Raw genomic sequence first — 26,724 nt, forward strand, 5'->3', positions numbered from 1 at the left:
GCCTCGGGGGCCTGGCCCGTGCTACGGCCCCTCGTTCCCGGGCCTCTGGTTCCCCGGCCCCTGGCTTCCCGGCCTCTCGTTCCCCGGTCTCTCGTCCTCCCGGGTGAACGCCTGGATCAGCCACGACGAGAACGAACCCGTCACCGCCCCCAGCAGCGCCAGCCCGCACGCCATCAGACCGACCGCGACCGTGCGGCCGACCGGGGTCACCGGGCTCACGTCGCCGTAGCCCACCGTCGCCAGCGTGGCGCAGGCCCACCACATCGCGTCGCCGAAGGTGCGGATCGAGGCGCCGGGGGCGTCGGCCTCGTGGTGGTAGACGGTGAGCGCGGCGGCGAAGCCGAGCAGGGAGACCGAGACCCCGGCGTAGACCATCACCCGGGCGTACAGGCTGAGCCGCGGCCGGTCCCGGCGGCGCTGGACCCGGTCGTAGAGGGTCACCATCCGGACCGGGCGCAGCAGCGGCAGCAGCACGACGACCGTGTCGAGGAGGTGGGTGCGGACGAAGCGGAGGGGGCGCAGGCCGCTGAGCCGGAGCCGTACCGCGTAGTCGGCGACGAAGACCGCCCAGGCCCCGAGGATCGCCGCCAGGCACAGGTCGACGCCCAGCCGCGGCAGCTGGTCGCGGGCGAGGACCCGGACCGCGTACCCCGCGAGGTAGACGACCGAGGCGACGGCGAGCGGCGTCTCCATGCGGTGGTCCCAGCGTTCCTGGCGGGGCGGTTTCGGGGGCCTGTCGCTCATCGGATCAGGATCACCCGGGGCGGCTTTCCTCGCCCCGCCGACGCGATCCGAACGGGCGACGCCATATGCTGCACAGCATGACGACTGAGCCGGAGCAGCAGATCGGAGTGGGGGCGCCGGACGCGTTCCAGCGCCTGTGGACGCCTCACCGGATGGCGTACATCCAGGGCGAGAACAAGCCGACCGGGCCGGGCGCCGACGACGGCTGTCCGTTCTGCTCGATCCCGTCGAAGTCGGACGAGGACGGGCTGGTGATCGCCCGCGGCGCCGGCGTGTACGCGGTGCTGAACCTGTACCCGTACAACGGCGGGCACCTGATGGTCGTCCCGTACCGGCACGTCGCCGACTACACCGACCTGGACGCGGCGGAGACGGCCGAGCTCGGCGACTTCACCAAGCGGGCGATGATCGCGCTGCGCGCGGCGTCGGGGGCGCACGGCTTCAACATCGGCATGAACCAGGGCGCCGTGGCCGGTGCCGGGATCGCCGCGCACCTGCACCAGCACGTGGTGCCGCGCTGGGGCGGCGACACCAACTTCATGCCGGTCGTCGGGCACACCAAGATCCTGCCGCAGCTGCTCGCGGACACCCGGAAGATGCTGGCGGACGCCTGGCCGGCGACCGTCTGAGCGGGCTCTCCCGCCGTCCGTACGGCCCCGGGGCGCGCGCCCCGGGGCCGTCGGCGTCCCGCCGCGGAGGCGGTCAGGCGTCGTAGACGTCGGCCTTCTTCGGGCCGGGGTCCTGCACGTTCCCGCCGAGGACGAGCGCGCGGTTGGTGAAACGCTCGGTGTCGACGTTGTGCGCGTCGAGGAAGCGGATGGTCGCGGTGTGCACGGCGCGGAGCACGGGCGTGGCCATGCGGATGGCGTCGTCGGCCATGAACCGGTTCTTCCAGAGCGGGCCGGCCCAGACGTGCCGCAGGCCGAAGGGCTCCGGGAGGGTCATCTTGCCGCCGAGGAAGTCCAGGACCGGCGGGTACCAGGTGAGCGGGGCGCGGACCGCGAGCCGGACGATGTCGTCGGTGCCGAGCAGCGGCTGCGGGATCTCCTTCGTCTCCCAGAACCGGACGGTCTTGGAGACCTCCCTGGTCTTCGCCTTGGGCTTGGTGGTGAAGAGGCCGTGGACGGGGCCCAGCGCGTGGCCGGTCACCTCGATGCGCAGGGTGTGGTGGAGCGAGGTGACGGTGACCATCATGGTCAGCACCAGGTTCCCGTCCCAGAGGGTGAACTGGACGCCCAGGTAGTGGCGGTTGCCGGCGCCGAACTGCTGCTCGTTGCAGATGCGCTGTATCTCGTGCGGCTTGACCTGGAAGTGGACGATGTTGTCGCCCTCGGGGCGGGTGACCTCGTCGGCGCCCTCGCCGACGGGGGAGACGATCCAGTGCTTCACGGTCGGCTTGGGGAAGCCGGACTTCAGGGAGCCCCGCTCCAGCAGGGTGAGCTGGTCGTGGATCTTGCGGACCAGGTCCCAGGCGCGGAACTCGTGCATCTCCAGGCCGTCCACGGGGACCAGCTCCTCGGCGAGGGTCCAGCTGCCCCAGCGGGTGCCGAGGCCGAGGACGCCCTTGGAGCCGGCGTAGAAGACGACGTTGGACTGCTGCTCGGCGGAGAGCTTCTCCAGGTTGAGCCGCAGCTCCTCCGCCGACTTCTCGCCCGGGTCGGTGGGGACGGAGCCGGGGACGTGGGCGCCGACGCCGCCGCCGCTGAGCAGTCCGGTCCAGCGGTCGCGGAGGTCGACGGCGGTCCGCAGGCACACCCGGCTCGCGAGGTACCAGCCGGCGACCGGCGCGACCATCATCAGGCGCAGGTAGTTGGTCAGCAGCCCGTCCCACGGGAGCCGGAGGAGGATCAGGACGGCGACGATCCCGAAGGCCCACAACAGGACCGTGCCGATCGCGCTCGTCTTCTTGTTGTCGGAGCCCGCGGCGATGCGGCGCAGGTGGATGAGGCCGAGCCAGAGCAGCAGGCCGGGCAGGAAGAGGACGCCGCAGAAGAAGGTGATGAGGGTCAGCTTCACGTCGCGGCGGCGGCGGATGTGGGTGGCGGCCAGGCAGTGCTCGACGACCGGCTGCGGCTCGGCGCCGAACGACTGGATGAGGGCCTTGCGGCCGCCGCCGAGCATGCGGACCTGCACGGCGCGGGAGAACGCCTCGCCCAGGTCTGGGCGGAAGAGCTTCTCCCACTTCCCCTTCTTGAGCGTGGTCTTGTAGTGCTCGCTGTCGGCTTCCTGGATGGTCTCCAGGGGGCTGTCCCGGTACGCGGCGGACGCCAGCGCGTTCGTCGCCCCGGTCAGGCCGCTGCCGCCCTGGAGCGGGATCTGAGCCCCCGGTCCGAAACCGTCGATCGACACTTCCGCCCCCATCACCGCGAGTACCTGTGCGGGCTGTTCCCGACTGCCGCGCCCCGCACACCTTCCGAGCTGGGCACCACAGCGTAACCGGGCGGCGTGGTATGCGTCACCGCCTGTGGACAACCGCGACCGGAACCCGCCCGCCCGGTTCGGGCCGGGCGGGCGGAGCAACCGGACGCCGCGTCAACTAGGAGCGCTTTCCGGCCTGTTCGCGGAAGCGTTCGGCGATCTGGGTGGGCATCGGCTCGTGCCGGGCGTAGCTGCGGTCGAAACGGCCCGTGCCGTGCGAGACGGACCGCAGGTCGATCGCGTACCGGCCGATCTCGATCTCCGGGACCTCGGCCCGGACGACCGTGCGGCCCGGCCCGGCCTGGTCGGTGCCGACGACCCGGCCGCGCCGGCCGGACAGGTCGCTCATCACCGCGCCGACGTACTCGTCGGGGACGAGCACCCGCACCTCGGCGACCGGCTCCAGCAGGTGGACGGGGACGCCGGCGGCGGCCTCGCGCAGCGCGAGCGCGCCCGCCGTCTGGAAGGCCGCGTCGGAGGAGTCCACCGAGTGGGCCTTGCCGTCCTTGAGGGTGACCCGCACGTCGACCAGCGGGTGCCCGGCGGCGACCCCGCGCGCGGCCTGGGCGCGGACGCCCTTCTCGACGGAGCCGATGAACGGGCGGGGCACCGCGCCGCCCACCACCTCGTCCACGAACTCGATGCCGCTGCCCGGCGGGAGCGGTTCGACGTCGATCTCGCAGATGGCGAACTGCCCGTGCCCGCCGGACTGCTTCACGTGCCGGCCGCGGCCGGACGCGGGGGCGCCGAAGGTCTCCCGCAGCGGCACCCGGTACGGGACGGCGTCGACGCGCACCCCGTGCCGGCCGCGCAGCCGCTCCAGGACGACGTCCTGGTGGGCCTCGCCCAGGCACCACAGCACGACCTGGCCGGTGTCCTGGTTCTGCTCCAGGCGCAGCGTCGGGTCCTCGGCGACCAGCTTGGCCAGGCCCTGCGAGAGCCGGTCCTCGTCGGCCTTGCTGTGCGCCTCGACGGCGAGCGGCAGCAGCGGCTCGGGCATCGGCCACGGCTCGATCAGCAGCGGATCGTCCTTGGCGGAGAGGGTGTCGCCGGTCTCGGCGCGGCTCAGCCGTGCCACGCAGGCCAGGTCCCCGGCGACGCAGTGCGGCACCGGCCGCTGCTGCTTGCCGAAGGGGGAGGTGAGGGCGCCGACCCGTTCGTCGGCGTCGTGGTCCTCGTGGCCGCGTCCGGCGAGGCCGTGCCCGGAGACGTGGACGGTCTCGTCGGGCCGGAGCGTGCCCGAGAAGACCCGGACGAGCGAGAGCCGTCCCTGGTACGGGTCGGCGGCCGTCTTCACGACCTCGGCGACCAGCGGCCCGTCGGGGTCGCAGGCGAGCGGCGGCCGGGGCTCGCCGTCCGGGGTGGTGACGGCGGGCGGCTCGTGCTCCAGCGGCGAGGGGAAGCCGCGGGTGATCAGCTCCAGGAGTTCGACCGTGCCGAGGCCCTGGCCGCCGCTCGCCGCCGCGGGCGCGGCGGCGAGCACCGGGTGGAACCCGCCCCGGGCGACCGCCTTCTCCAGGTCGCCGACGAGGGTCCCCACGTCGACCTCCTCGCCGCCGAGGTAGCGGTCCATCAGGGTCTCGTCCTCGCTCTCGGCGATGATCCCCTCGATGAGCCGGGCCCGGGCCGCGGCGACGGCCTCCCGGTCGGCGTCGCCGGGCGGCAGCTCGCGCCGCTCGCCCGTGGCGTAGTCGAGGACCCGCTCCCCGAGCAGGTCGGCCAGACCGGTCACGGGCGCGTGCCCGTCCGGGCCCTCGGGGCCGTACACCGGCAGGTGGAGGGGGAGGACGGCGTCGGGGTCGTCGCCGCCGAAGAGCCCGGCGCAGACCGCGGTCAGCTCGTCGTAGCCGGTGCGGGCCGTGTCGAGGTGGGTGACGACGATGGCGCGCGGCATGCCGACGGCCGCGCACTCCTCCCAGACCATCCGGGTGGACGCGGCGACCGCGTCGGCCTCCTGCGCGGCCGAGACGACGAAGAGGGCCGCGTCCGCCGCGCGCAGACCGGCCCTCAGCTCCCCGACGAAGTCGGCGTACCCGGGGGTGTCGAGCAGATTGATCTTGTGGCCCTGCCAGCCGACCGGCACCAGCGACAGCTGGACGGAGCGGTGCTGCCGGTGCTCGATCTCGTCGTGGTCGGAGACGGTCGCCCCGTCCTCCACCCGCCCGGGTCTGACCAGCGCGCCGGCGGTCTGGGCGAGCGCCTCGACCAGCGTCGTCTTGCCCGAGCCGCTGTGGCCGACCAGCACCACGTTCCGTATGTCCGAGGGCCGGTCGGCCGTCGGTGCCCTGCCGGCGGCTCCGGCGGGGGAGTGCGCCTTGTCGCCCATGGTGGTCCTCCCGGCTGCGAGGCGGTGAGGGGGTGGGAGCGGGCGCGGGGGAGCGGCGTCGGGGCGCCGCCCCGGCGGGCCCGCGGATGCTCTCCTCCGAGCTTGGCACCGCCCCCGGGACGCGTCCATCCGTCGTACGGCCGTGGGCCCGCCGGGGTACGCCGACGCGGCGGGGCGGGTGCGCTCCCGTGCGGCGCCACGCGCGTGGCTACGATGGGTGAGCCGGTGGTCATGGGACCGCGCGGCCCGCCGAAACCTCGGGAAGGCCATGCTGAACAAGTACGCGCGTGCGTTTTTTACGCGTGTCCTCACACCGTTCGCCGCGTTTCTCCTCCGCCGGGGCGTCAGCCCCGACGCCGTGACGCTGATCGGCACGGCGGGAGTGGTCGCCGGCGCGCTGGTCTTCTTCCCCAGGGGCGAGTTCTTCTGGGGCACGATCGTGATCACGCTCTTCGTCTTCTCCGACCTCGTCGACGGCAACATGGCCCGCCAGGCCGGGATCTCCAGCCGCTGGGGCGCCTTCCTCGACTCGACCCTCGACCGGGTCGCCGACGGGGCGATCTTCGGCGGCTTCGCGCTCTGGTACGCGGGCCGCGGCGACGACAACGTGCTGTGCGCGGTGGCGATCTTCTGCCTGGCGAGCGGCCAGGTCGTCTCGTACACCAAGGCGCGAGGCGAATCGATTGGCCTGCCGGTCGCGGTGAACGGCCTGGTCGAGCGGGCCGAGCGGCTGGTGATCTCGCTGGTCGCCGCGGGCCTGGCCGGACTGCACGCCTTCGGGGTGCCGGGGATCGACGTGCTGCTGCCGATCGCGCTGTGGATCGTCGCCGCCGGCTCGGCGGTGACCCTGGGACAGCGGGTCGTGACGGTACGCAGGGAGGCCGCGGAGGCCGACGCCGCCGCGGCGGCAGGGGGAGGCGGGGCGACCACGTGAGCGCGGTGAAGGACCGGATCGCGGACGGGCTGTACGGGCTCGGCTGGGCGACCGTCAAGAAGCTCCCCGAGCCGGCCGCCAGGGCCCTCGGCCGGCGGATCGCCGACACCGTCTGGAAGCGGCGCGGCAAGGGCGTGCTGCGGCTGGAGGCCAACCTCGCGCGCGTGGTGCCGGACGCCACGCCCGAACGGCTCGCCGCGCTGTCGCGGGCCGGCATGCGCTCGTACATGCGCTACTGGATGGAGTCCTTCCGGCTGCCCACCTGGAGCCGCGAGCGGGCCGCGAACGGCTTCGCGCCCAAGGACGTCCACCACCTGAAGGACGCCCTCGCGTCCGGCCGGGGCGTCGTCCTCGCCCTGCCGCACATGGGGAACTGGGACCTGGCCGGCGTCTGGGTGACCCGCGCCCTCGGCGTGCCCTTCACCACCGTCGCCGAGCGGCTCAAGCCCGAGTCGCTGTACGACCGCTTCGTCGCCTACCGCGAGTCCCTCGGCATGGAGGTGCTGCCGCACACCGGCGGCGCCGCCTTCGGGACCCTCGCCCGGCGGCTGCGCGCCGGCGGCCTGGTCTGCCTGGTCGCCGACCGGGACCTGTCCTCCTCCGGCGTCGAGGTCTCCTTCTTCGGGGAGCCCACCCGGATGCCCGCGGGCCCCGCCATGCTCGCGCTCCAGACCGGCGCCCTGCTCCTGCCGGTCACCCTCTGGTACGACGGCTCCGACACCATGCAGGGCCAGGTGCACGCGCCGCTCGACGTGCCCGAGTCAGGCACCCGGGCCGAAAAGGCGTCCCGGATGACACAGGCCCTCGCGGATGTCTTCGCCGGGGCGATCGCGGACCACCCGGAGGACTGGCACATGCTCCAGCGCCTCTGGCTGGCCGACCTGGAGGAGCGCACACCGTGAAGATCGGGATCGTCTGCCCGTACTCCTGGGACGTACCGGGCGGCGTCCAGTTCCACATCCGCGACCTCGCCGAGCACCTGATCCGGCTCGGCCACGAGGTCTCCGTCCTCGCCCCCGCCGACGACGACACCCCGCTGCCCCCGTACGTCGTCTCCGCCGGCCGCGCGGTGCCCGTGTCGTACAACGGCTCGGTGGCCCGGCTCAGCTTCGGCTTCCTCTCCGCCGCCCGGGTCCGCCGCTGGCTGCACGACGGCACCTTCGACGTCGTCCACATCCACGAGCCGACCTCCCCGTCGCTGGGGCTGCTCACCTGCTGGGCGGCGCAGGGCCCGATCGTGGCCACCTTCCACACCTCGAACCCGCGCTCGCGGGCGATGATCGCCGCCTATCCGATCCTCCAGCCGGCGCTGGAGAAGATCAGCGCCCGGATCGCGGTCAGCGAGTACGCCCGCCGGACCCTGGTGGAGCACCTCGGCGGCGACGCCGTCGTCATCCCCAACGGCGTCGACGTCGGCTTCTTCGCCGGCGCGGAGCCAAAGGCCGAGTGGCAGGGCGGGACGCTGGGCTTCATCGGGCGGATCGACGAGCCCCGCAAGGGCCTGCCGGTCCTGATGAAGGCGCTGCCGCAGATCCTCGCCGAGCGGCCGGACACCCGGCTCCTGGTCGCCGGGCGCGGCGACGAGGAGGAGGCGGTGGCCTCGCTTCCGGCCGAGATGCGCTCCCGGGTGGAGTTCCTCGGCATGGTCAGCGACGAGGACAAGGCGCGGCTGCTGCGCAGCGTCGACGTGTACGTGGCGCCCAACACCGGCGGCGAGTCGTTCGGCATCATCCTCGTCGAGGCGCTGTCGGCCGGCGCGCCGGTCCTCGCGGCCGACCTGGACGCGTTCGCGCAGGTCCTCGACCAGGGCGCGGCGGGCGAGCTGTTCGCCAACGAGGACGCGGACGCCCTCGCGAAGGCGGCGGTCCGGCTGCTCGGCGACCCCGCGCGGCGCGCGGAACTGAGCGCGCGCGGCTCGGCGCACGTACGGCGCTTCGACTGGTCGACGGTCGGCGCGGACATCCTCGCGGTGTACGAGACGGTGACGGACGGGGCGGCGGCGGTCGACACGGACGAGCGGACGGGCGGCCTGCGGGCCCGGCTGGGGCTGTAGCGCTCCGCCGGGGCTGTAGCGCTCCGCGCTCTCCGTGCGTTCCGCCCCCGGCGGAACGGGCGCCCCGGGCGGGCGCCGGAGAGCACCCTGGGCGCATGATCGACGTCACGCGACTCGACCTCGGGTCCTTCACCCGCCCCGCCGAGGAGTACGGCGGCGTCCACGCGCGCGTGGAGCCCGCGCTCGCCTACCTGGTCCGCCCCCCCTCCGGCACCCTCCTCTTCGACACCGGCATGGGCGAGGGGTCGCCCGAGACCGACGCCCACTACCGGATCGTCCGCCGGCCCCTCACCGTCCCGCCCGCCGGCGTGGACCTCCTCGTCAACTGCCACCTGCACTTCGACCACATCGGCGGCAACCAGCGCTTCCCCGGCACCCCCGCCCTCGTCCAGCGCCGCGAACTCGCCGCCGCGCGGGCGGGCGACTACACGATCGACTCCCTGCTGCCCGGCGTCGCCTGGACGGAGATCGACGGCGAGCACGAGATCGCCCCGGGGCTGCGGATCGTGCCGACGCCCGGCCACGTCGACGGGCACCAGTCGCTCGTCCTCGACCACGGCGACCGGCTGACGGTCCTCGCGGGGCAGGCGTACGACCGCGCGGACGCGTTCGGGACGCCGTACCGGCCCTGGCTCGGCCGGCTCGCCGCACTCGCGGACGGCCGGCCGGTCCGTGTCCTGTTCGCCCACGACCACGCCCTTTGGGAAGGGGCGCTGCCCCCGCCCGGGTAGCCTGTGCGCCCGTGACCGAAACCCTGATCTGGACCGTCGTCGCGCTGATCCTCATCGGCGTCTACCTCAGCTGGACCGCCGGCCGGCTCGACCGGCTGCACACCCGCATCGACGCGGCGCGCGCCGCGCTCGACGCCCAGCTGCTCCGGCGGGCCTCGGTCGCCCAGGAACTGGCCACCTCCGGCGTCCTCGACCCGGCCGCCTCGATCGTCCTGTACGAGGCGGCGCACGCGGCCCGGCAGGCGGAGGAGGACCACCGGGAGGTCGCCGAGAGCGAGCTGAGCCAGGCGCTGCGGGCCGTCTTCGGCGAGCCCGAGCAGGTGGAGCTCGTACGCGAGGCGCCCGGCGGCGAGGCGGCGGCGGGGGAGCTGGCCGCCGCGGTCCGCCGGGTCCCGATGGCCCGCCGCTTCCACAACGACGCCGTCCGGGCCGCCCGCGCCCTGCGCCGGCACCGCAAGGTCCGCTGGTTCCGGCTCGCGGGCCACGCGCCCTTCCCGATGGCCTTCGAAATGGACGACGAACCGCCGGTGGCCCTGGCCGATCGCCCGTCCTGAGCCCGCCGCGGCCTCGGATTCCCGCCAAAAGGATCCACCGGCTGCACATTGGCCCTTGATGTGGACCGGTCGTGGCCTGTTTCCTCGCTCTAGTCGTCAACGCACCGTTGAACCCGTTGTCACGAGTGAGGTTTCCGTGTCCAGCTCCACCACCCCCCAGACCCCCGAGACCGGCACCGCCCGCGTGAAGCGCGGCATGGCCGAGCAGCTCAAGGGCGGCGTGATCATGGACGTGGTCAACGCCGAGCAGGCGAAGATCGCCGAGGACGCCGGCGCCGTGGCCGTCATGGCCCTGGAGCGCGTCCCCGCGGACATCCGCAAGGACGGCGGCGTGGCCCGCATGTCCGACCCGAACATGATCGAGGAGATCATCGGCGCGGTGTCCATCCCGGTGATGGCCAAGTCCCGCATCGGCCACTTCGTCGAGGCCCAGGTCCTCCAGTCCCTCGGCGTCGACTACATCGACGAGTCCGAGGTCCTCACCCCGGCCGACGAGATCAACCACTCCGACAAGTGGGCCTTCACCACCCCCTTCGTCTGCGGCGCCACCAACCTGGGCGAGGCCCTGCGCCGCATCGCCGAGGGCGCGGCGATGATCCGCTCCAAGGGCGAGGCCGGCACCGGCAACGTCGTCGAGGCCGTCCGCCACCTGCGCCAGATCAAGAACGAGATCGCCAAGCTGCGCGGCTACGACAACAACGAGCTCTTCGCCGCCGCCAAGGAGCTGCGCGCCCCGTACGAGCTCGTCAAGGAGGTGGCCGAGCTCGGCAAGCTCCCCGTGGTCCTGTTCTCCGCCGGTGGCGTCGCCACCCCCGCCGACGCCGCGCTGATGCGCCAGCTCGGCGCCGAGGGCGTCTTCGTCGGCTCCGGCATCTTCAAGTCGGGCGACCCGGCCAAGCGCGCCGCCGCCATCGTGAAGGCCACCACCTTCTACGACGACCCGAAGGTCATCGCGGACGCCTCCCGCAACCTCGGCGAGGCCATGGTCGGCATCAACTGCGACACCCTCCCCGAGTCCGAGCGCTACGCCAACCGGGGCTGGTAACACCGATGAGCACCACCCCCGTGATCGGCGTCCTGGCCCTCCAGGGCGACGTCCGGGAGCACCTGATCGCCCTGGCCGCGGCGGACGCCGTGGCCAGGCCGGTCCGGCGCCCCGAAGAACTCGCCGAGGTCGACGGCCTGGTCCTCCCCGGCGGCGAGTCCACCACCATCTCCAAGCTGGCCGTCCTCTTCGGCCTGATGGAGCCGGTCCGCGAGCGGATCGCCGCGGGCATGCCCGTCTACGGCACCTGCGCCGGCCTGATCATGCTCGCCGACAAGATCCTCGACCCGCGCTCGGGCCAGGAGACGTTCGGCGGCATCGACATGATCGTCCGCCGCAACGCCTTCGGCCGGCAGAACGAGTCCTTCGAGGCGGGCGTCACCGTCGCCGGCATCGCCACGCCCGTCGAGGGCGTCTTCATCCGCGCCCCCTGGGTGGAGTCCGTCGGCGCCGCGACCGAGGTGCTCGCCGAGCACGACGGCCACATCGTCGCCGTCCGGCAGGGCAACGCGCTCGCGACCTCGTTCCACCCGGAGCTCACCGGCGACCACCGGATCCACGGGCTCTTCGTCGACATGGTGCGCGGCGAGCGGTGAACGAGTCCCGGTAGGATCACTGGGGTTCGTTCAAGAAGTGGGTTACGCGAAGGAGACAGGCAGATGTCCGGCCACTCTAAATGGGCTACGACGAAGCACAAGAAGGCCGTGATCGACGCCAAGCGCGGCAAGCTCTTCGCGAAGCTGATCAAGAACATCGAGGTCGCGGCCCGTACCGGCGGCGCCGACCTGGACGGCAACCCGACGCTGTTCGACGCCGTGCAGAAGGCCAAGAAGTCGTCGGTCCCCAACAAGAACATCGACTCGGCGATCAAGCGCGGAGGCGGTCTCGAGGCCGGCGGCGTCGACTACGAGACGATCATGTACGAGGGCTACGGCCCGAACGGCGTCGCGGTGCTCATCGAGTGCCTCACCGACAACCGCAACCGCGCCGCCTCCGACGTGCGCGTCGCCATGACCCGCAACGGCGGCTCCATGGCCGACCCGGGCTCGGTGTCGTACCTGTTCAACCGCAAGGGCGTCGTGATCGTCCCCAAGGGCGAGCTGACCGAGGACGACGTCCTCGGCGCCGTCCTCGACGCCGGCGCCGAGGAGGTCAACGACCTCGGCGAGACCTTCGAGGTGCTCAGCGAGGCCACCGACCTGGTCGCGGTCCGCACCGCGCTCCAGGAGGCCGGCATCGACTACGACTCGGCCGACTCCAGCTTCGTCCCGACCATGCAGGTCGAGCTCGACGAGGAGGGCGCGCGCAAGATCTTCAAGCTGATCGACGCCCTGGAGGACAGCGACGACGTGCAGAACGTCTTCGCCAACTTCGACGTCAGCGACGAGGTCATGGCGAAGGTCGACGCCTGACGGCCGGCCTTCCGCACAGCGGGCCGACGGGGACACACCCCCGTCGGCCCGCTGCGTTGTCAGTGGCACCCGATAGCCTGCACGAATAGCCGATCGAACGGAGGGGGCGGCGTGCGCGTACTGGGGGTCGACCCGGGACTCACCCGCTGCGGTGTCGGGGTCGTCGAAGGCGTCGCCGGACGGCCGCTCACCATGCTCGGCGTCGGCGTCGTCCGCACCCCGTCCGACGCCGACATCGGCCACCGCCTCGTCGGCATCGAGCGCGGCATCGAGGAGTGGCTCGACCGCTACCGGCCCGAACTGGTCGCCGTCGAGCGGGTGTTCAGCCAGCACAACGTCCGTACGGTGATGGGCACCGCACAGGCCAGCGCCGTCGCCATGCTCTGCGCCTCCCGGCGCGGCATCCCCGTCGCCCTGCACACCCCCAGCGAGGTCAAGGCGGCCGTCACCGGCTCCGGCCGCGCCGACAAGGCCCAGGTCGGCGCCATGGTCACCCGGCTGCTCCGGCTCGCCGCCCCGCCCAAGCCGGCCGACGCCGCCGACGCCCTCGCCCTCGCCATCTGCCACATCTGGCGCGCCCCCGCGCAGAACCGCCTCCAGCAGGCCGTCGCCCTGCACGCCTCGAAAGGCCGCACGTCATGATCGCCTTCGTCAGCGGCCCGGTCGCCGCCGTCGCCCCCACCACCGCCGTCGTCGAGGTCGGCGGCGTCGGGATGGCCGTCCAGTGCACCCCCAACACCCTCGCGGGCCTCCGCGTCGGCGAGCACACCCGGCTCGCCACCTCCCTCGTCGTCCGGGAGGACTCCCTCACCCTGTACGGCTTCGCGGACGACGACGAGCGCCAGGTCTTCGAACTGCTCCAGACCGCCAGCGGCGTCGGACCCCGGCTCGCCCAGGCCATGCTCGGCGTCCACAGCCCCGACGCGCTGCGCCTCGCCGTCTCCACCGGCGACGAGAAGGCCCTCACCGCCGTCCCCGGCATCGGCAAGAAGGGCGCCCAGAAGCTGCTGCTGGAGCTGAAGGACAAGCTCGGCCAGCCCCTCGGCAGCAGCGGACTCGTCGGACAGCGCGCCGTCGCCGCCGCCCCCGCCCCCTGGACCGAGCAGCTCACCGCCGCCCTCGTCGGCCTCGGCTACGCGAGCCGCGAGGCGGAGGAAGCGGTCGCCGCCGTCACCCCGCAGGCCGAGGCCGCGCTCGCCGAGACCGGCTCCGCGCCCGTGCCCCAGCTGCTGCGCGCCGCCCTGCAGACGCTCAACCGCGCCCGCTGACCGCCCGCAGCCCCGCCCGTACGAAGGAAGACACCACCGTGAACTGGGACGACGAGACGGCATCCGCCCACGAGGAGCGGATCGTCGGCGCCGCCGCCGAGGGCGACGACCAGGCCGTCGAGGCCGCGCTCCGCCCCAAGGACCTCGGCGAGTTCATCGGCCAGGAGAAGGTCCGCCAGCAGCTCGACCTCGTCCTCAAGGCCGCCCGCCAGCGCGGCGCCACCGCCGACCACGTCCTGCTCTCGGGCGCCCCCGGCCTCGGCAAGACCACCCTGTCGATGATCATCGCCGCAGAGATGAACGCGCCGATCAGGATCACCTCCGGCCCCGCCATCCAGCACGCCGGCGACCTCGCCGCGATCCTCTCCTCCCTCCAGGAGGGCGAGATCCTCTTCCTCGACGAGATCCACCGCATGTCCCGGCCCGCCGAGGAGATGCTCTACATGGCGATGGAGGACTTCCGCGTCGACGTCATCGTCGGCAAGGGCCCCGGCGCCACCGCCATCCCCCTCGACCTGCCGCCCTTCACCCTGGTCGGCGCCACCACCCGGGCCGGACTGCTGCCGCCCCCGCTCCGCGACCGCTTCGGCTTCACCGCCCACATGGAGTTCTACGAGCCGCACGAGCTGGAGCGCGTCGTCACCCGCTCCGCCGGCCTCCTCGACGTGGAGATCGACCCCGCCGGCGCCGCCGAGATCGCCGGCCGCTCCCGCGGCACCCCCCGCATCGCCAACCGGCTGCTGCGCCGCGTCCGCGACTACGCCCAGGTCAGGGCCGACGGCGTGATCACCCGGGAGATCGCCGGCGCCGCCCTCGGCGTGTACGAGGTGGACAGCCGCGGCCTCGACCGCCTCGACCGGGCCGTCCTGGAAGCCCTGCTGAAGCTCTTCGGCGGCGGACCCGTCGGCCTCTCCACCCTCGCCGTCGCCGTGGGGGAGGAGCGCGAGACCGTCGAGGAGGTCGCCGAGCCCTTCCTCGTACGCGAGGGACTGCTGGCCCGCACCCCCCGCGGCCGGGTCGCCACCCCCGCCGCCTGGACCCACCTCGGACTGGTCCCGCCGCAGGCCGCGGGCCCGGCCGGGGCCGGACCGGGACAACAGGGGCTGTTCGGCTCCTGAGGTCGCTGTGACGGGTGGGTGACGGCGCGGAGTCTCGCCCGACCAGGAACCACGGTGCCATGCTGGGCGTTGTTCCATCGATGCGGACTCGCCTAGACTCCGCCGATGCCGCCCTTTCTGGTCGGCGTACCCACCCCCGAAGACCAGGCCGCGGGTTCTCCGTGACCGTGCGAAGGATTTCCGTCCCGTGAATAACATCGGCATGCTCCTCCCGTTCATCGTGCTCATCGGGGCGATGTTCCTGATGACCCGCTCTGCCAAGAAGAAGCAGCAGCAGGCGGCGGAGATGCGCAACCAGATGCAGCCCGGCACCGGCGTACGCACGATCGGGGGAATGTACGCCACCGTCAAGGAGATCCAGGACGAGACCGTCCTGCTCGAGGTCGCGCCCGGCGTCCACGCCGTCTACGCGAAGAACGCGATCGGCGCCGTCCTCGACGACGCCGAGTACAACCGGATCGTCCACGGCGACACCGACGAGGACGCCGCCGACGAGACCGGCACCGTCGTCCCGGACGACGCCTCCTCGCTGACCGACGCCGACGAGGCCCCCAAGGCCGACCTGACGAAGAAGGCGGACCCGGCCGAGGCCGAGGTCGAGAAGGACGGCAAGGCCGACGGCGAGACCGAGGCGAAGTAAGGGAAACGACGCCCCCGGCCCCGCGGCCCACGCCCACCGGCGTGGCCGCGGCCGGGAACGGTCCGACGTCTGCGGGGGAAGGCCCCACACACACTTCGTGGCCTCCGTGCGCCCCACCGGCGCCCGGACGGTTTGGACAGGGAGAAACGACAGGTGGCAGCACCGAAGAAGGGCCGAAGGCCGGCGGGGGGACAGAGCCGGCCGGGCCGCGCCCTGGCACTCATTCTGATCGCCATGGTCGCGCTCACCGGCGGCATGTTCTGGTCGGGGCACACCACCCCGCGCCTCGGCATCGACCTCGCCGGCGGCACGTCGATCACGCTCAAGGCCAAGGCGGAGCCCGGCCAGGAGTCCGCGGTCAACGAGACCAACATGAACACGGCGGTCGGCATCATCGAGCGCCGTGTCAACGGTCTCGGCGTCTCCGAGGCCGAGGTCCAGACGCAGGGCCGCGAGAACATCATCGTCAACATCCCCAAGGGGACGAACGAGAAGCAGGCCCGCGAGCAGGTCGGCACCACCGCCCAGCTGTACTTCCGGCCCGTGCTCACCGTCGCGGCCGCCGCTCCAGAGGCCGCGCCCACGGCGACCCCCTCCGGTTCGGCGACGCCGAAGCCCTCCGCCTCCGCCTCGGTGGGCGAGAAGAAGCCGGCCACGCCGACCGCCACCGCCTCCACCCAGGGCCGTGCCCTCTCCGAGGCCCTCAAGGCCCCGAACGCCACCGGCACGCCCACCCCCACCGGCTCCGCCTCCGGCACGCCGAAGACGAGCGCCACCCCGAAGGCGACCGGCACCCCGCAGCCGACCCCGTCCGCGGACGCCGCCACGGCCGCCCTCCAGCAGAAGTTCACCACCCTGAACTGCCTGGACCCCAAGCAGCGCACCGCCGCCGCGGCCGGCACCAAGCCCACCGACACCATCGTCGCCTGCGGCAAGAACGCGATCGGCCAGTGGGAGAAGTACATCCTCGGCCCCGCCGAGGTCGAGGGCCGTGACGTCGACGACGCCAAGGCCGCCATCGACCAGCAGACCGGCCAGTGGATCGTGGACATGGAGTTCACGGACGCCGGCTCGAAGAAGTTCCAGTCGATCACCAGCAAGCTGTCGCAGCAGGCCGAGCCGCAGAACCAGTTCGCGATCGTGCTCGACGGCGAGGTCGTCTCCGCGCCCCGCGTCCAGACCACGCTGAGCGCCAACGCGCAGATCTCCGGCAGCTTCAACCAGCAGTCCGCGCAGGACCTCGGCAACATCCTCGCCTACGGCGCCCTGCCGCTCTCCTTCGACACCCAGAGCGTCGACACCGTCACTGCCGCCCTCGGCGGCGAGCAGCTGGAGGCCGGTCTCATCGCCGGCGCCATCGGTCTCGGCCTGGTCATCGTCTACCTGGTGGTCTACTACCGCGGCCTGTCGTTCATCGCGATCCTCAGCCTCGGCGTCTCCGCCCTGCTCACCTACGTGATCATGGCGCTGCTCGGCCCGGCCATCGGCTTCGCGCTCAACCTGCCGGCCGTCTGCGGCGCCATCGTCGCCATCGGCATCACCGCCGACTCGTTCATCGTGTACTTCGAGCGCATCCGCGACGAGATCCGCGAGGGCCGCACCCTGCGCCCGGCCGTCGAGCGCGCCTGGCCGCGCGCCCGCCGCACCATCCTGGTCTCCGACTTCGTGTCGTTCCTGGCCGCCGCGGTGCTCTTCATCGTCACCGTCGGCAAGGTCCAGGGCTTCGCGTTCACGCTCGGCCTCACCACCCTGCTCGACGTCGTCGTGGTGTTCCTCTTCACCAAGCCGGTGATGACCCTGCTCGCCCGCACGAAGTTCTTCGGCAACGGCCACAAGCTGTCCGGCCTGGACCCGAAGAGCCTCGGCGCCAAGCCGCCGCTGCGCCGTGCCCGCCGTACCGCCCCCGCCGCCGGCGCCGCCGGCGCCGTCGAACCGAAGGAGGCGTGAGATGTCGAAGCTCGGCGATCTCGGCGCCCGGCTCCACCGCGGTGAGGTCGGCTACGACTTCATCGGCAACCGCAAGATCTGGTACGGCCTCTCCGTCCTGATCACCATCACGGCCATCGTCGCCCTGGCCGTCCGCGGCCTCAACATGGGCATCGAGTTCCAGGGCGGCGCCGTCTTCACCACCCCGAAGACCGACGTCACCGTCAGCCAGGCCACCGAGTACGCGGAGGAGGCGTCCGGTCACGACGCCATCGTCCAGCAGCTCGGCAACGGCTCGCTGCGCATCCAGGTCGGCGGCCTCGACACCGAGCAGTCCGACAAGGTCCGCACCCAGCTGGCCGAGGACCTGAACCTCCCCGAGGACAAGATCGCCGCCGAGCTGGTCGGCCCCAGCTGGGGCGAGCAGATCGCCAACAAGGCGTGGACCGGCCTCGGCGTCTTCATGATCCTCGTGGTGATCTACCTGGCGATCGCCTTCGAATGGAGAATGGCCGTCGCGGCACTGATCGCGCTGATCCACGACCTCACCATCACCGTCGGCATCTACTCGCTGGTCGGCTTCGAGGTCACGGTCGGCACGGTGATCGGTCTGCTGACCATCCTCGGCTACTCGCTGTACGACACCGTCGTCGTCTTCGACTCCCTCAAGGAGCAGACGAAGGACCTCACGAAGCAGACCCGCTTCACCTACAGCGAGATGGCCAACCGGTCGATCAACGGCACCCTGGTCCGCTCCATCAACACCACCGTCGTGGCGCTGCTGCCCGTCGCGGGCCTGCTCTTCATCGGCGGCGGTGTCCTCGGCGCCGGCATGCTCAACGACATCTCGCTGTCGCTCTTCGTGGGTCTGGCCGCCGGTGCCTACTCCTCGATCTTCATCGCCACCCCGCTCGTCGCCGACCTCAAGGAGCGCGAGCCGGCGATCAAGGCGCTGCGGAAGCGGGTGCTCGCCAAGCGCGCCTCCGGCTCCGCCCGCGCCGAGGACGGCCTCGACGACGGCACCGGCGCGGCCGAGACCGCGGTCGTCGGCCCCCGTGCGGCCCGCCGGGGCCGCGCCGAGGAGCCGCGCCGATGACGGCCGAGGCCCAGGACGTGACCGGCCTGCTGCTCAGCCGCATCCGCGACGTCCCCGACTACCCGAAGCCGGGCGTGCTGTTCAAGGACATCACGCCGCTGCTCGCGGACCCGGAGGCGTTCACGGCTCTCACCGACGCCCTCGCCGCCCTCTGCACCGCGCAGGGCGCGACCAAGATCGTCGGCCTGGAGGCCCGCGGCTTCATCCTCGCCGCGCCGGTCGCCGTCCGCGCGGGCCTGGGCTTCGTCCCGGTCCGCAAGGCCGGCAAGCTGCCCGGCGCCACGCTCCGGCAGGCGTACGAGCTGGAGTACGGCACCGCCGAGATCGAGGTGCACGCCGAGGACCTGGCCGCGGGCGACCGCGTCATGGTCATCGACGACGTCCTCGCCACCGGCGGCACCGCCGAGGCGTCCATCGAGCTGATCCGCCGCGCCGGCGCCGAGGTCGCGGGCGTCGCGGTCCTCATGGAGCTCGGTTTCCTCCCGGGCCGCGCCCGCCTGGAACCGGCCCTCCACGGCGCTCCGCTCACCGCGCTGATCACCGTCTGAGACGCGTCCGCGACGAATCCTCCGGATTCCGGCCAGGGGCGCCCCGGGAATTCCCGGGGCGCCCCTGTGTGTTTGTCCCGGTACGTCCCCGGAAGGGGCCGGAGAGGCGGTGCCGTGGGGCCCGTCCGCCACCCGGGCGCGTGAGCACGGCGCGTCATGGCTCGATACGATGGCCTTTCCGGGCCTGACCGGGGGACCCGGAACCTCCCCCAGACCCCGTCCGGGGGGACCCCAGAGGAGCGCTCTTTGCCAGACGAGGCCCAGTCACTCTCCGCCGCGCAGCCCGACCCCCAGGCCGACCAGGCCGCGCAGGGGACCGGCACGCCCCCGAACAAGCCTGCGGAGAACAGGCCGAAGCCTGCTGCGCCCGCTCCTCCGCCGGCCCCCGCGCCGACCCGCTCCGGCGGCTCCTCGAACCGGGTGCGGGCCCGCCTCGCCCGCCTCGGCGTGCAGCGCTCGTCGCCGTACAACCCGGTCCTCGAACCCCTGCTGCGGATCGTCCGCTCCAACGACCCGAAGATCGAAACGGCCACTTTGCGCCAGATCGAGCGGGCCTACCAGGTCGCCGAGCGCTGGCACCGCGGCCAGAAGCGCAAGAGCGGCGACCCGTACATCACCCACCCGCTCGCCGTCACCACGATCCTCGCCGAGCTCGGCATGGACCCGGCGACCCTGATGGCCGGCCTCCTCCACGACACCGTCGAGGACACCGAGTACGGCCTCGACACCCTCCGCAGGGACTTCGGCGACCAGGTCGCCCTCCTCGTCGACGGCGTCACCAAGCTCGACAAGGTCAAGTTCGGTGAGGCCGCGCAGGCCGAGACCGTCCGCAAGATGGTCGTCGCCATGGCCAAGGATCCGCGCGTCCTGGTCATCAAGCTCGCCGACCGCCTGCACAACATGCGCACCATGCGCTACCTCAAGCGGGAGAAGCAGGAGAAGAAGGCCCGCGAGACCCTGGAGATCTACGCCCCGCTGGCGCACCGGCTGGGCATGAACACCATCAAGTGGGAGCTGGAGGACCTCGCCTTCGCGATCCTCTACCCCAAGATGTACGACGAGATCGTCCGCCTCGTCGCCGAGCGCGCCCCCAAGCGCGACGAGTACCTGGCCATAGTGACCGACGAGGTCCAGGCCGACCTGCGCGCCGCCCGCATCAAGGCGACCGTCACCGGCCGCCCCAAGCACTACTACAGCGTCTACCAGAAGATGATCGTCCGCGGCCGGGACTTCGCGGAGATCTACGACCTGGTCGGCATCCGCGTCCTCGTGGACACCGTCCGCGACTGCTACGCGGCCCTCGGCACCGTCCACGCGCGATGGAACCCGGTCCCCGGCCGGTTCAAGGACTACATCGCGATGCCGAAGTTCAACATGTACCAGTCGCTGCACACGACGGTCATCGGACCCAACGGCAAGCCCGTCGAACTGCAGATCCGCACCTTCGACATGCACCGCCGCGCCGAGTACGGCATCGCCGCGCACTGGAAGTACAAGCAGGAGGCCGTCGCCGGCGCCTCCAAGATCCGCACCGACGTGCCCAAGGGCGGCGGCAAGGACGACCACCTCAACGACATGGCGTGGCTGCGCCAGCTGCTCGACTGGCAGAAGGAGACCGAGGACCCGGGCGAGTTCCTGGAGTCCCTCCGCTTCGACCTGTCCCGCAACGAGGTCTTCGTCTTCACCCCCAAGGGCGACGTCATCGCGCTGCCCGCCGGCGCCACCCCGGTCGACTTCTCGTACGCGGTCCACACCGAGGTCGGCCACCGAACCATAGGCGCGCGGGTGAACGGGCGGCTCGTGCCGCTCGAATCCACCCTCGACAACGGCGACCTGGTCGAGGTCTTCACCTCCAAGGCCGCCGGCGCCGGCCCGTCCCGCGACTGGCTCGGCTTCGTCAAGTCCCCGCGCGCCCGCAACAAGATCCGCGCCTGGTTCTCCAAGGAGCGCCGCGACGAGGCCATCGAGCAGGGCAAGGACGCCATCGCGCGGGCCATGCGCAAGCAGAACCTGCCGATCCAGCGGATCCTCACCGGCGACTCCCTCGTCACCCTCGCCCACGAGATGCGGTACAACGACATCTCCTCGCTGTACGCGGCGATCGGCGAGGGCCACGTCACCGCCCAGTCCATCGTGCAGAAGCTGGTGCAGGCACTCGGCGGCGAGGAGGCGGCCACCGAGGACATCGAGGAGGCGGCCCCGCCGACCCGCGGCCGCTCCAAGCGCCGCTCCAACGCCGACCCGGGCGTCGTCGTCAAGGGCGTCGAGGACGTGTGGGTCAAGCTGGCCCGCTGCTGCACCCCGGTCCCCGGCGACCCGATCATCGGCTTCGTCACCCGCGGCAGCGGCGTCTCCGTGCACCGCAGCGACTGCGTCAACGTCGAGTCGCTCTCCCGGGAACCCGAGCGGATCCTGGACGTCGAGTGGGCCCCCACCCAGTCCTCGGTCTTCCTGGTCGCCATCCAGGTCGAGGCCCTGGACCGCTCCCGGCTCCTCTCCGACGTCACCCGCGTCCTCTCGGACCAGCACGTCAACATCCTCTCGGCGGCCGTCCAGACCTCCCGCGACCGCGTCGCCACCTCCCGCTTCACCTTCGAGATGGGCGACCCCAAACACCTGGGCCACGTCCTCAAGGCGGTCCGCGGCGTGGAGGGCGTGTACGACGTGTACCGCGTGACGAGCGCGCGAAGGCCGTAGCCCTACGCACGAGAAGGGCCCCCGGCCGGTGCCGGGGGCCCTTCTCGTGGTCGTGCGGGCCGGTCAGCCGCCGAACTCCTGGAGGCCCTTCAGGGCCTGGTCCAGGAGGGCCTGGCGGCCTTCGAGCTCCTTGGTGAGCTTGTCGGCCTTGGCGTCGTTGCCGGCCGCGCGGGCGGCGTCGATCTGCTTGCGCAGCTTGTCGACGGCGTCCTGGAGCTGACCGGTCAGGCCCGCGGCACGCGCGCGCGCCTCCGGGTTGGTGCGGCGCCACTCGGCCTCCTCGGCCTCCTGGATCGCCCGCTCCACCGCCTGCATCCGGCCCTCCACCTTCGGACGGGCGTCGCGCGGCACGTGGCCGATGGCCTCCCAGCGCTCGTTGACGGCGCGGAAGGCGGCGCGGGCGGCCTTCAGGTCCGTCACCGGGAGCAGCTTCTCGGCCTCGGCCGCCAGCTCCTCCTTCAGCTTGAGGTTCTCGGTCTGCTCCGCGTCCCGCTCGGCGAAGACCCCGGAACGGGCGGCGAAGAAGACGTCCTGGGCGCCGCGGAATCGGTTCCACAGGTCGTCCTCGTGCTCGCGCTGGGCCCGGCCGGCGGCCTTCCAGTCGGCCATCAGCTCGCGGTAGCGGGCCGCGGTCGCACCCCAGTCGGTGGAGTTCTGCAGCGCCTCGGCCTCGGCTACCAGGCGCTCCTTGGTCTTCCGGGCCTCCTCGCGCTGCGCGTCGAGCTGGGCGAAGTGCGCCTTCCGGCGCTTGGAGAACGCCGAGCGGGCGTGCGAGAAGCGGTGCCACAGCTCGTCGTCGGACTTGCGGTCGAGCCGCGGCAGGCCCTTCCACGTGTCCACCAGGGACCGCAGCCGCTCGCCGGCCGCCCGCCACTGCTCGCTCTGCGCCAGCTCCTCGGCCTCGGTGACCAGCGCCTCCTTGGCGGCACGCGCCTCGTCGGCCTGCTTCGCCTTCTGCGCCCTGCGCTCCTCGCGGCGCGACTCCACCGTCTCCACGAGCTTGTCCAGGCGGGCCGAGAGCGCGGCCAGGTCGCCGACGACGTGGTGCTCGTCGACCTGGTGCCGGATGTGCTCGATCGCCGCCATGGCGTCCTTCGCCGAGAGGTCGGTGGTCTTCACCCGCTTCTCGAGGAGGCCGATCTCGACAACCAGGCCCTCGTACTTGCGCTCGAAGTAGGCCAGCGCCTCCTCGGGAGTGCCCGCCTGCCAGGATCCGACGACCTTCTCACCCTCGGCCGTCCGCACGTACACGGTGCCCGTCTCGTCGACACGGCCCCACGGGTCGCTGCTCACAGCGCCTCCTCACCATGATGCCCTCGACGGGTGGTGACCCCCGGGCATCGTCCACAGTTCCTGGGCGGGCCGCGCCCGCCTTCCGCCGCGCGGCCGAAGGATCGGACCGCGCCGCACTACGCCAATCTAGGCGAACGGCGGCCCGGCTGTCCGCACTCAGCGCGACCGAATTCCACGGTCACGCGCGTGCGGGCCGCCGGACCGCCGTCCTGCGGAGCGCGTCCCCTCACTTCTTGGAGACGGTCGCCTTCTCGATCGTGACCGGCTTCTTCGGGGCGCCGTCGCCCTGGCCGCCCTCGGCCCCGGCCGCACCGACCTTCTGGACCGCCGCGAGACCGGTCGCGTCGATCGTGCCGAAGGGGGTGTACTGCGGCGGCAGCTTCGAGTCCTTGTAGACGAGGAAGAACTGCGAGCCGCCGGTGCCGGGCTGCCCGGTGTTGGCCATGGCGACCGTGCCCGCCTTGTACGTGACCTTGCCGTCGGCGCCCGGCTTGCCGAGGGCGTCGAGGTTCTCGTCCGGGATGGTGTAGCCGGGGCCGCCCATGCCGGTGCCCTCCGGGTCGCCGCACTGGAGGACGAAGATCCCGGCGGTGGTGAGCCGGTGGCACTTGGTGCCGTCGAAGTACTTCTTGTCGGCGAGGTGCTTGAAGGAGTTCACCGTGCGCGGGGTCTTCGCCGCGTCCATGGTGATCGTGACGTCGCCCTCGTTGGTCTTCAGGGCGAAGTCGTACGTGCCCTCGGCCTCGATGCCCATCTTCGGCTCGCCGCTCGGGGCCTCCGCCTCGGTGTTCTTGGAGTCGCCCCCCAGGAACTGCACCGAGGCGTACACCGCGCCGCCGGCCGCGAGCACCACCGCGAGGGAGGCCGCGATCACCGTGTTGCGCCGCTTGGTCCTGCGCCGCGCCTCCGCCCGCCGCTGCTGCTGGCGCGCGTACTTGTCCCTGGCGAGCTGCCGCCGCCGCTGATCGCTGGTGACCACCGGGTCCGCTCCCTCTCGTTCGTGTGTTCCTGCCTTGGCCGGATGTGCCCGTACCGTATACGGGTTGGCTGTGGAATACGCACCGCCGGTAGGCTCTGATCTGCTGCATTCCGCGAGGCCGCAGCCCACTGCCGGACGACACAGAAGGACGATCGTGCTGATTGCCGGGTTCCCCGCCGGGGCCTGGGGCACCAACTGCTACGTGGTCGCCCCCGCCGCAGGCGAGGAGTGCGTCATCATCGACCCGGGCCACCAGGCCGCCCAGGGAGTCGAGGAGACGCTGAAGAAGCATCGGCTCAAGCCCGTCGCGGTGGTCCTCACCCATGGCCACATCGACCACGTCGCCTCCGTCGTCCCGGTCTGCGGCGCCCACGACGTGCCCGCGTGGATCCACCCCGCCGACCGGTACATGATGAGCGACCCGGAGAAGGCCCTCGGCCGCTCCATCGGCATGCCCCTCATGGGCGAGCTGACCGTGGGCGAACCCGGCGACGTGCGGGAGCTCACCGACGGGGCCGCGCTGAAGCTCGCGGGCCTGGACTTCACCGTCGCGCACGCCCCCGGCCATACCAAGGGGTCGGTGACCTTCCGGACGCCGGAGACCTCGGAGATCCCCTCCGTGTTCTTCTCCGGCGACCTGCTGTTCGCCGGCTCCATCGGACGCACCGACCTGCCCGGCGGTGACATGGACGAGATGCTCGCGTCGCTGACCCGCGTGGTCCTGCCGCTCGACAACTCGACCGTCGTCCTGTCCGGCCACGGTCCCCAGACGACCATCGGCCAGGAGCGCGCCACCAACCCGTATCTGCGGCAGGTGGCCTCCGGCCTCGGGAGCGACCCCCAGGCTCCCCGACGAGGAATGTGACAAGACTCCCGTGAGCACCTTTCAGGCCCCCAAGGGCACGTACGACCTGATCCCCCCGCGCTCCGCCGTCTTCCTGGCGGTTCGCGACGCGATCTCCACCCAGGCGAGGAACGCCGGCTACGGCTACGTCGAGACCCCCGGCTTCGAGGACGTGAACCTCTTCGCCCGCGGCGTCGGCGAGTCCACCGACATCGTCACCAAGGAGATGTACACCCTCACCACGAAGGGCGGCGACCAGCTCGCCCTCCGCCCCGAGGGCACCGCCTCCGTGCTGCGCGCCGCCCTCCAGGCCAACCTGCACAAGCAGGGCAACCTGCCGGTCAAGCTCTGGTACTCCGGCTCGTACTACCGCTACGAGCGGGCGCAGGCGGGCCGCTACCGCCACTTCTCGCAGGTCGGCGCCGAGGCGATCGGCGCCGAGGACCCCGCGCTCGACGCCGAGCTGATCATCCTCGCCGACCAGGCGTACCGCTCCCTCGGCCTGCGCCAGTACCGCATCCTGCTGAACTCGCTCGGCGACAAGGAGTGCCGCCCCGTCTACCGCGAGGCCCTGCAGACCTTCCTGCGCGGCCTCGACCTCGACGAGGAGACCCTGCGCCGCGCCGAGATCAACCCGCTGCGGGTCCTCGACGACAAGCGCGCCGACGTGCAGAAGCAGCTGGTCGACGCGCCGCTGCTGCGCGACTACCTGTGCGACGCCTGCAAGGCGTACCACGAGCAGGTCCGCGAGCTGATCACCGCCGCAGGCGTGGTCTTCGAGGACGACCCGAAGCTGGTCCGCGGCCTCGACTACTACACCCGGACCACCTTCGAGTTCGTCCACGACGGCCTCGGCTCGCAGTCCGCCGTGGGCGGCGGCGGCCGCTACGACGGCCTCTCCGAGATGATCGGCGGCCCCGCGCTGCCGTCCGTCGGCTGGGCCCTCGGCGTCGACCGGACCGTCCTCGCCCTGGAGGCCGAGGGCGTCGAGCTCGACCTGCCCGCCCCCACCAGCGTCTTCGCCGTCGCCCTCGGCGAGGAGGCGCGCCGCGTCCTCTTCGGCAAGGTCACCGAGCTGCGCCGGGCCGGCGTCGCCGCAGACTTCTCCTTCGGCGGCAAGGGCCTCAAGGGCTCGATGAAGGACGCCAACCGCTCCGGCGCCCGGATCGCCCTGGTCGCCGGCGAGCGGGACCTCGCCGAAGGTGTGGTCCAGGTCAAGGACATGCACTCCGGCGAGCAGCGCGCGGTCGCCCTGGACGAGGTCCTGGACGCCGTCCGCGGCCTGCTGGGCTGACGCCCCGCACCCGTCGAAGGGGCCCGGCCGCCGTGCGCGGCCGGGCCCCTTCGCCCTGTCGTCCCACCGCCCGTCCTTATGTCCCGCGAACGGCCGGGGGCGTACCCCTTGTTGCAGAATGGGCGGGGCCGCCAGGGCCCTGGACGACGGAGAAGGACGGGCATGACGAACGCCGGCACGGAGACGACGGGGACCATCGGAGCGAGCAAGGGCCTCGCCTGGCTCCTGGTGATCACCGGGGCGGCCGGACTGCTCGCCGCCTGGGTCATCACCCTCGACAAGTTCAAGCTCCTGGAGGACCCGAACTTCGTCCCCGGATGCAGCCTCAACCCCATCGTGTCCTGCGGGAACATCATGAAGAGCGAGCAGGCCTCGGTCTTCGGCTTCCCCAACCCGATGCTCGGCCTGGTCACCTACGCCATGGTGATCGCCATCGGCGTCGCCCTCCTCGCCGGCGCCCGCTACCGCCGCTGGTACTGGCTCGGCCTCAACGCCGGCACCCTCTTCGGCGTCGGCTTCTGCACCTGGCTCATGCAGCAGTCGCTGTACGAGATCAACTCGCTCTGCCTGTGGTGCTGCCTCGCCTGGGCCGCCACCATCGTCATGTTCTGGTACGTGACCTCGCACAACGTCCGCTCCGGGGTCGTCCCCGCACCCGCCGGGCTGCGCACCTTCTTCGCCGAGTTCACCTGGGTCCTGCCCGTCCTGCACCTCGGAATCATCGGCATGCTGATCCTGACCCGCTGGTGGGACTTCTGGACGAGCTGACCGCGCCCGCCCGGCCTGTCGGTGGCGTGTCCTAGG

25 protein-coding genes are annotated in these 26,724 nt (G+C 72.2%); 20 read left to right on the forward strand and 5 right to left on the reverse strand.

Annotated features, from left to right (window positions below):
• Positions 1 to 21 precede the first annotated feature (21 nt).
• Complete coding sequence (locus ACFVQZ_RS18895) at positions 22 to 744, reverse strand: potassium channel family protein (protein WP_051787617.1); 723 nt, start codon at positions 742 to 744, stop codon at positions 22 to 24.
• 65 nt (positions 745 to 809) lie between these two features.
• Between ACFVQZ_RS18895 and ACFVQZ_RS18900 the strand changes: the two genes are divergently transcribed.
• Positions 810 to 1,373, forward strand: a complete 564-nt coding sequence (locus ACFVQZ_RS18900; protein WP_030493564.1) for an HIT domain-containing protein — start codon at positions 810 to 812, stop codon at positions 1,371 to 1,373.
• Between the two features lie 73 nt (positions 1,374 to 1,446).
• Here ACFVQZ_RS18900 and ACFVQZ_RS18905 read toward each other — a convergent pair whose 3' ends face one another.
• Both ACFVQZ_RS18905 and ACFVQZ_RS18910 read right to left on the reverse strand, forming a co-directional pair.
• Positions 1,447 to 3,105 carry a hypothetical protein gene (locus ACFVQZ_RS18905; RefSeq protein ID WP_030493565.1) on the reverse strand — a complete coding sequence of 553 codons (1,659 nt, stop codon included), beginning with the start codon at positions 3,103 to 3,105 and terminating at the stop codon, positions 1,447 to 1,449.
• Positions 3,106 to 3,280: 175 nt separating this feature from the next.
• Positions 3,281 to 5,488 carry an elongation factor G-like protein EF-G2 gene (locus ACFVQZ_RS18910; RefSeq protein WP_030493566.1) on the reverse strand — a complete coding sequence of 736 codons (2,208 nt, stop codon included), beginning with the start codon at positions 5,486 to 5,488 and terminating at the stop codon, positions 3,281 to 3,283.
• A 268-nt stretch (positions 5,489 to 5,756) separates the two neighbouring features.
• Between ACFVQZ_RS18910 and pgsA the strand changes: the two genes are divergently transcribed.
• The 16 genes from pgsA to ACFVQZ_RS18990 all read left to right on the forward strand — a co-directional run bounded on the left by pgsA (position 5,757) and on the right by ACFVQZ_RS18990 (position 21,510).
• Positions 5,757 to 6,422, forward strand: coding sequence for a phosphatidylinositol phosphate synthase (pgsA, locus tag ACFVQZ_RS18915; RefSeq protein WP_030493567.1), 666 nt, complete (start codon positions 5,757 to 5,759; stop codon positions 6,420 to 6,422).
• Complete coding sequence (locus ACFVQZ_RS18920) at positions 6,419 to 7,324, forward strand: phosphatidylinositol mannoside acyltransferase (protein ID WP_030493568.1); 906 nt, start codon at positions 6,419 to 6,421, stop codon at positions 7,322 to 7,324. The genes pgsA and ACFVQZ_RS18920 overlap by 4 nt, the downstream gene beginning before the upstream one ends.
• Positions 7,321 to 8,475: a glycosyltransferase family 4 protein gene (locus ACFVQZ_RS18925; RefSeq protein ID WP_030493569.1), complete on the forward strand. Its 1,155-nt coding sequence runs from the start codon at positions 7,321 to 7,323 to the stop codon at positions 8,473 to 8,475. The genes ACFVQZ_RS18920 and ACFVQZ_RS18925 overlap by 4 nt, the downstream gene beginning before the upstream one ends.
• A gap of 95 nt (positions 8,476 to 8,570) precedes the next feature.
• Positions 8,571 to 9,206: an MBL fold metallo-hydrolase gene (locus ACFVQZ_RS18930; RefSeq protein WP_383624029.1), complete on the forward strand. Its 636-nt coding sequence runs from the start codon at positions 8,571 to 8,573 to the stop codon at positions 9,204 to 9,206.
• 11 nt (positions 9,207 to 9,217) lie between these two features.
• Positions 9,218 to 9,760: a hypothetical protein gene (locus tag ACFVQZ_RS18935; RefSeq protein ID WP_383624032.1), complete on the forward strand. Its 543-nt coding sequence runs from the start codon at positions 9,218 to 9,220 to the stop codon at positions 9,758 to 9,760.
• 58 nt (positions 9,761 to 9,818) lie between these two features.
• Positions 9,819 to 10,805 (forward strand): pyridoxal 5'-phosphate synthase lyase subunit PdxS, encoded by a 987-nt coding sequence (gene pdxS, locus ACFVQZ_RS18940; RefSeq protein WP_383624034.1) that lies wholly within the window; start codon positions 9,819 to 9,821, stop codon positions 10,803 to 10,805.
• Between the two features lie 5 nt (positions 10,806 to 10,810).
• A complete protein-coding gene (gene pdxT / locus ACFVQZ_RS18945; protein WP_030493573.1) occupies positions 10,811 to 11,401 on the forward strand; it encodes a pyridoxal 5'-phosphate synthase glutaminase subunit PdxT in 591 nt (196 codons plus the stop codon).
• A 63-nt stretch (positions 11,402 to 11,464) separates the two neighbouring features.
• The gene (locus ACFVQZ_RS18950; RefSeq protein WP_030493574.1) at positions 11,465 to 12,217 is read left to right on the forward strand and encodes a YebC/PmpR family DNA-binding transcriptional regulator; all 753 of its coding nucleotides are present in this window, start codon (positions 11,465 to 11,467) and stop codon (positions 12,215 to 12,217) included.
• Between the two features lie 111 nt (positions 12,218 to 12,328).
• Positions 12,329 to 12,859 (forward strand): crossover junction endodeoxyribonuclease RuvC, encoded by a 531-nt coding sequence (ruvC, locus tag ACFVQZ_RS18955; protein WP_030493575.1) that lies wholly within the window; start codon positions 12,329 to 12,331, stop codon positions 12,857 to 12,859.
• Positions 12,856 to 13,485, forward strand: coding sequence for a Holliday junction branch migration protein RuvA (gene ruvA, locus ACFVQZ_RS18960; protein WP_030493576.1), 630 nt, complete (start codon positions 12,856 to 12,858; stop codon positions 13,483 to 13,485). Before ruvC ends, ruvA begins: the two co-directional genes overlap by 4 nt.
• Before the next feature lie 38 nt (positions 13,486 to 13,523).
• Positions 13,524 to 14,603, forward strand: a complete 1,080-nt coding sequence (gene ruvB / locus ACFVQZ_RS18965; protein WP_346169540.1) for a Holliday junction branch migration DNA helicase RuvB — start codon at positions 13,524 to 13,526, stop codon at positions 14,601 to 14,603.
• Positions 14,604 to 14,805: 202 nt separating this feature from the next.
• A complete protein-coding gene (gene yajC, locus ACFVQZ_RS18970) occupies positions 14,806 to 15,243 on the forward strand; it encodes a preprotein translocase subunit YajC (protein ID WP_030493578.1) in 438 nt (145 codons plus the stop codon).
• A gap of 153 nt (positions 15,244 to 15,396) precedes the next feature.
• The gene (gene secD / locus ACFVQZ_RS18975; protein ID WP_030493579.1) at positions 15,397 to 17,190 is read left to right on the forward strand and encodes a protein translocase subunit SecD; all 1,794 of its coding nucleotides are present in this window, start codon (positions 15,397 to 15,399) and stop codon (positions 17,188 to 17,190) included.
• 1 nt (position 17,191) lies between these two features.
• Positions 17,192 to 18,265, forward strand: coding sequence for a protein translocase subunit SecF (gene secF / locus ACFVQZ_RS18980; protein WP_030493580.1), 1,074 nt, complete (start codon positions 17,192 to 17,194; stop codon positions 18,263 to 18,265).
• A complete protein-coding gene (locus ACFVQZ_RS18985) occupies positions 18,262 to 18,813 on the forward strand; it encodes an adenine phosphoribosyltransferase (RefSeq protein ID WP_030493581.1) in 552 nt (183 codons plus the stop codon). Before secF ends, ACFVQZ_RS18985 begins: the two co-directional genes overlap by 4 nt.
• 246 nt (positions 18,814 to 19,059) lie before the next feature.
• Complete coding sequence (locus tag ACFVQZ_RS18990) at positions 19,060 to 21,510, forward strand: bifunctional (p)ppGpp synthetase/guanosine-3',5'-bis(diphosphate) 3'-pyrophosphohydrolase (protein ID WP_030493582.1); 2,451 nt, start codon at positions 19,060 to 19,062, stop codon at positions 21,508 to 21,510.
• 63 nt (positions 21,511 to 21,573) lie between these two features.
• On the opposite strand, the gene ACFVQZ_RS18995 is transcribed toward ACFVQZ_RS18990, so the two are convergent.
• Together ACFVQZ_RS18995 and ACFVQZ_RS19000 are read right to left on the reverse strand one after the other, a co-directional pair.
• Positions 21,574 to 22,803, reverse strand: a complete 1,230-nt coding sequence (locus tag ACFVQZ_RS18995) for a DUF349 domain-containing protein (RefSeq protein ID WP_030493583.1) — start codon at positions 22,801 to 22,803, stop codon at positions 21,574 to 21,576.
• A gap of 226 nt (positions 22,804 to 23,029) precedes the next feature.
• Positions 23,030 to 23,782, reverse strand: a complete 753-nt coding sequence (locus ACFVQZ_RS19000; protein ID WP_383624043.1) for a peptidylprolyl isomerase — start codon at positions 23,780 to 23,782, stop codon at positions 23,030 to 23,032.
• A gap of 154 nt (positions 23,783 to 23,936) precedes the next feature.
• On the opposite strand from ACFVQZ_RS19000, the gene ACFVQZ_RS19005 reads away from it, so the two are divergent.
• The 3 genes from ACFVQZ_RS19005 (at position 23,937) to ACFVQZ_RS19015 (ending at position 26,688) form a co-directional block, all read left to right on the forward strand.
• Positions 23,937 to 24,647, forward strand: a complete 711-nt coding sequence (locus tag ACFVQZ_RS19005; protein WP_383624046.1) for an MBL fold metallo-hydrolase — start codon at positions 23,937 to 23,939, stop codon at positions 24,645 to 24,647.
• Positions 24,648 to 24,657: 10 nt separating this feature from the next.
• Entirely contained in the window at positions 24,658 to 25,920 is a 1,263-nt protein-coding gene (gene hisS, locus ACFVQZ_RS19010; RefSeq protein WP_383624049.1) for a histidine--tRNA ligase, read from the forward strand.
• Positions 25,921 to 26,082: 162 nt separating this feature from the next.
• The gene (locus ACFVQZ_RS19015; protein WP_383624052.1) at positions 26,083 to 26,688 is read left to right on the forward strand and encodes a vitamin K epoxide reductase family protein; all 606 of its coding nucleotides are present in this window, start codon (positions 26,083 to 26,085) and stop codon (positions 26,686 to 26,688) included.
• The last annotated feature ends 36 nt before the right edge of the window (positions 26,689 to 26,724 follow it).

It is taken from the genome of Streptomyces sp. NPDC057854 (assembly GCF_042797055.1).
Classification (GTDB): Bacteria; Actinomycetota; Actinomycetes; order Streptomycetales; family Streptomycetaceae; genus Streptomyces.

What these genes read in the sequence shown, in the direction of transcription:
- pgsA (WP_030493567.1), top strand. Translation starts at nt 5,757, where the DNA reads ATGCTGAACAAGTACGCGCGTGCGTTTTTTACGCGTGTCCTCACACCG.
- ACFVQZ_RS18895 (WP_051787617.1), bottom strand. Translation starts at nt 744, where the DNA reads ATGAGCGACAGGCCCCCGAAACCGCCCCGCCAGGAACGCTGGGACCAC.
- yajC (WP_030493578.1), top strand. Translation starts at nt 14,806, where the DNA reads ATGCTCCTCCCGTTCATCGTGCTCATCGGGGCGATGTTCCTGATGACC.
- ACFVQZ_RS18910 (WP_030493566.1), bottom strand. Translation starts at nt 5,488, where the DNA reads ATGGGCGACAAGGCGCACTCCCCCGCCGGAGCCGCCGGCAGGGCACCG.
- pdxS (WP_383624034.1), top strand. Translation starts at nt 9,819, where the DNA reads ATGTGGACCGGTCGTGGCCTGTTTCCTCGCTCTAGTCGTCAACGCACC.
- ACFVQZ_RS19015 (WP_383624052.1), top strand. Translation starts at nt 26,083, where the DNA reads ATGACGAACGCCGGCACGGAGACGACGGGGACCATCGGAGCGAGCAAG.
- ACFVQZ_RS18985 (WP_030493581.1), top strand. Translation starts at nt 18,262, where the DNA reads ATGACGGCCGAGGCCCAGGACGTGACCGGCCTGCTGCTCAGCCGCATC.
- ACFVQZ_RS18900 (WP_030493564.1), top strand. Translation starts at nt 810, where the DNA reads ATGCTGCACAGCATGACGACTGAGCCGGAGCAGCAGATCGGAGTGGGG.
- ruvA (WP_030493576.1), top strand. Translation starts at nt 12,856, where the DNA reads ATGATCGCCTTCGTCAGCGGCCCGGTCGCCGCCGTCGCCCCCACCACC.
- ACFVQZ_RS18950 (WP_030493574.1), top strand. Translation starts at nt 11,465, where the DNA reads ATGTCCGGCCACTCTAAATGGGCTACGACGAAGCACAAGAAGGCCGTG.
- ACFVQZ_RS18930 (WP_383624029.1), top strand. Translation starts at nt 8,571, where the DNA reads ATGATCGACGTCACGCGACTCGACCTCGGGTCCTTCACCCGCCCCGCC.
- ACFVQZ_RS18905 (WP_030493565.1), bottom strand. Translation starts at nt 3,105, where the DNA reads ATGGGGGCGGAAGTGTCGATCGACGGTTTCGGACCGGGGGCTCAGATC.
- pdxT (WP_030493573.1), top strand. Translation starts at nt 10,811, where the DNA reads ATGAGCACCACCCCCGTGATCGGCGTCCTGGCCCTCCAGGGCGACGTC.
- secF (WP_030493580.1), top strand. Translation starts at nt 17,192, where the DNA reads ATGTCGAAGCTCGGCGATCTCGGCGCCCGGCTCCACCGCGGTGAGGTC.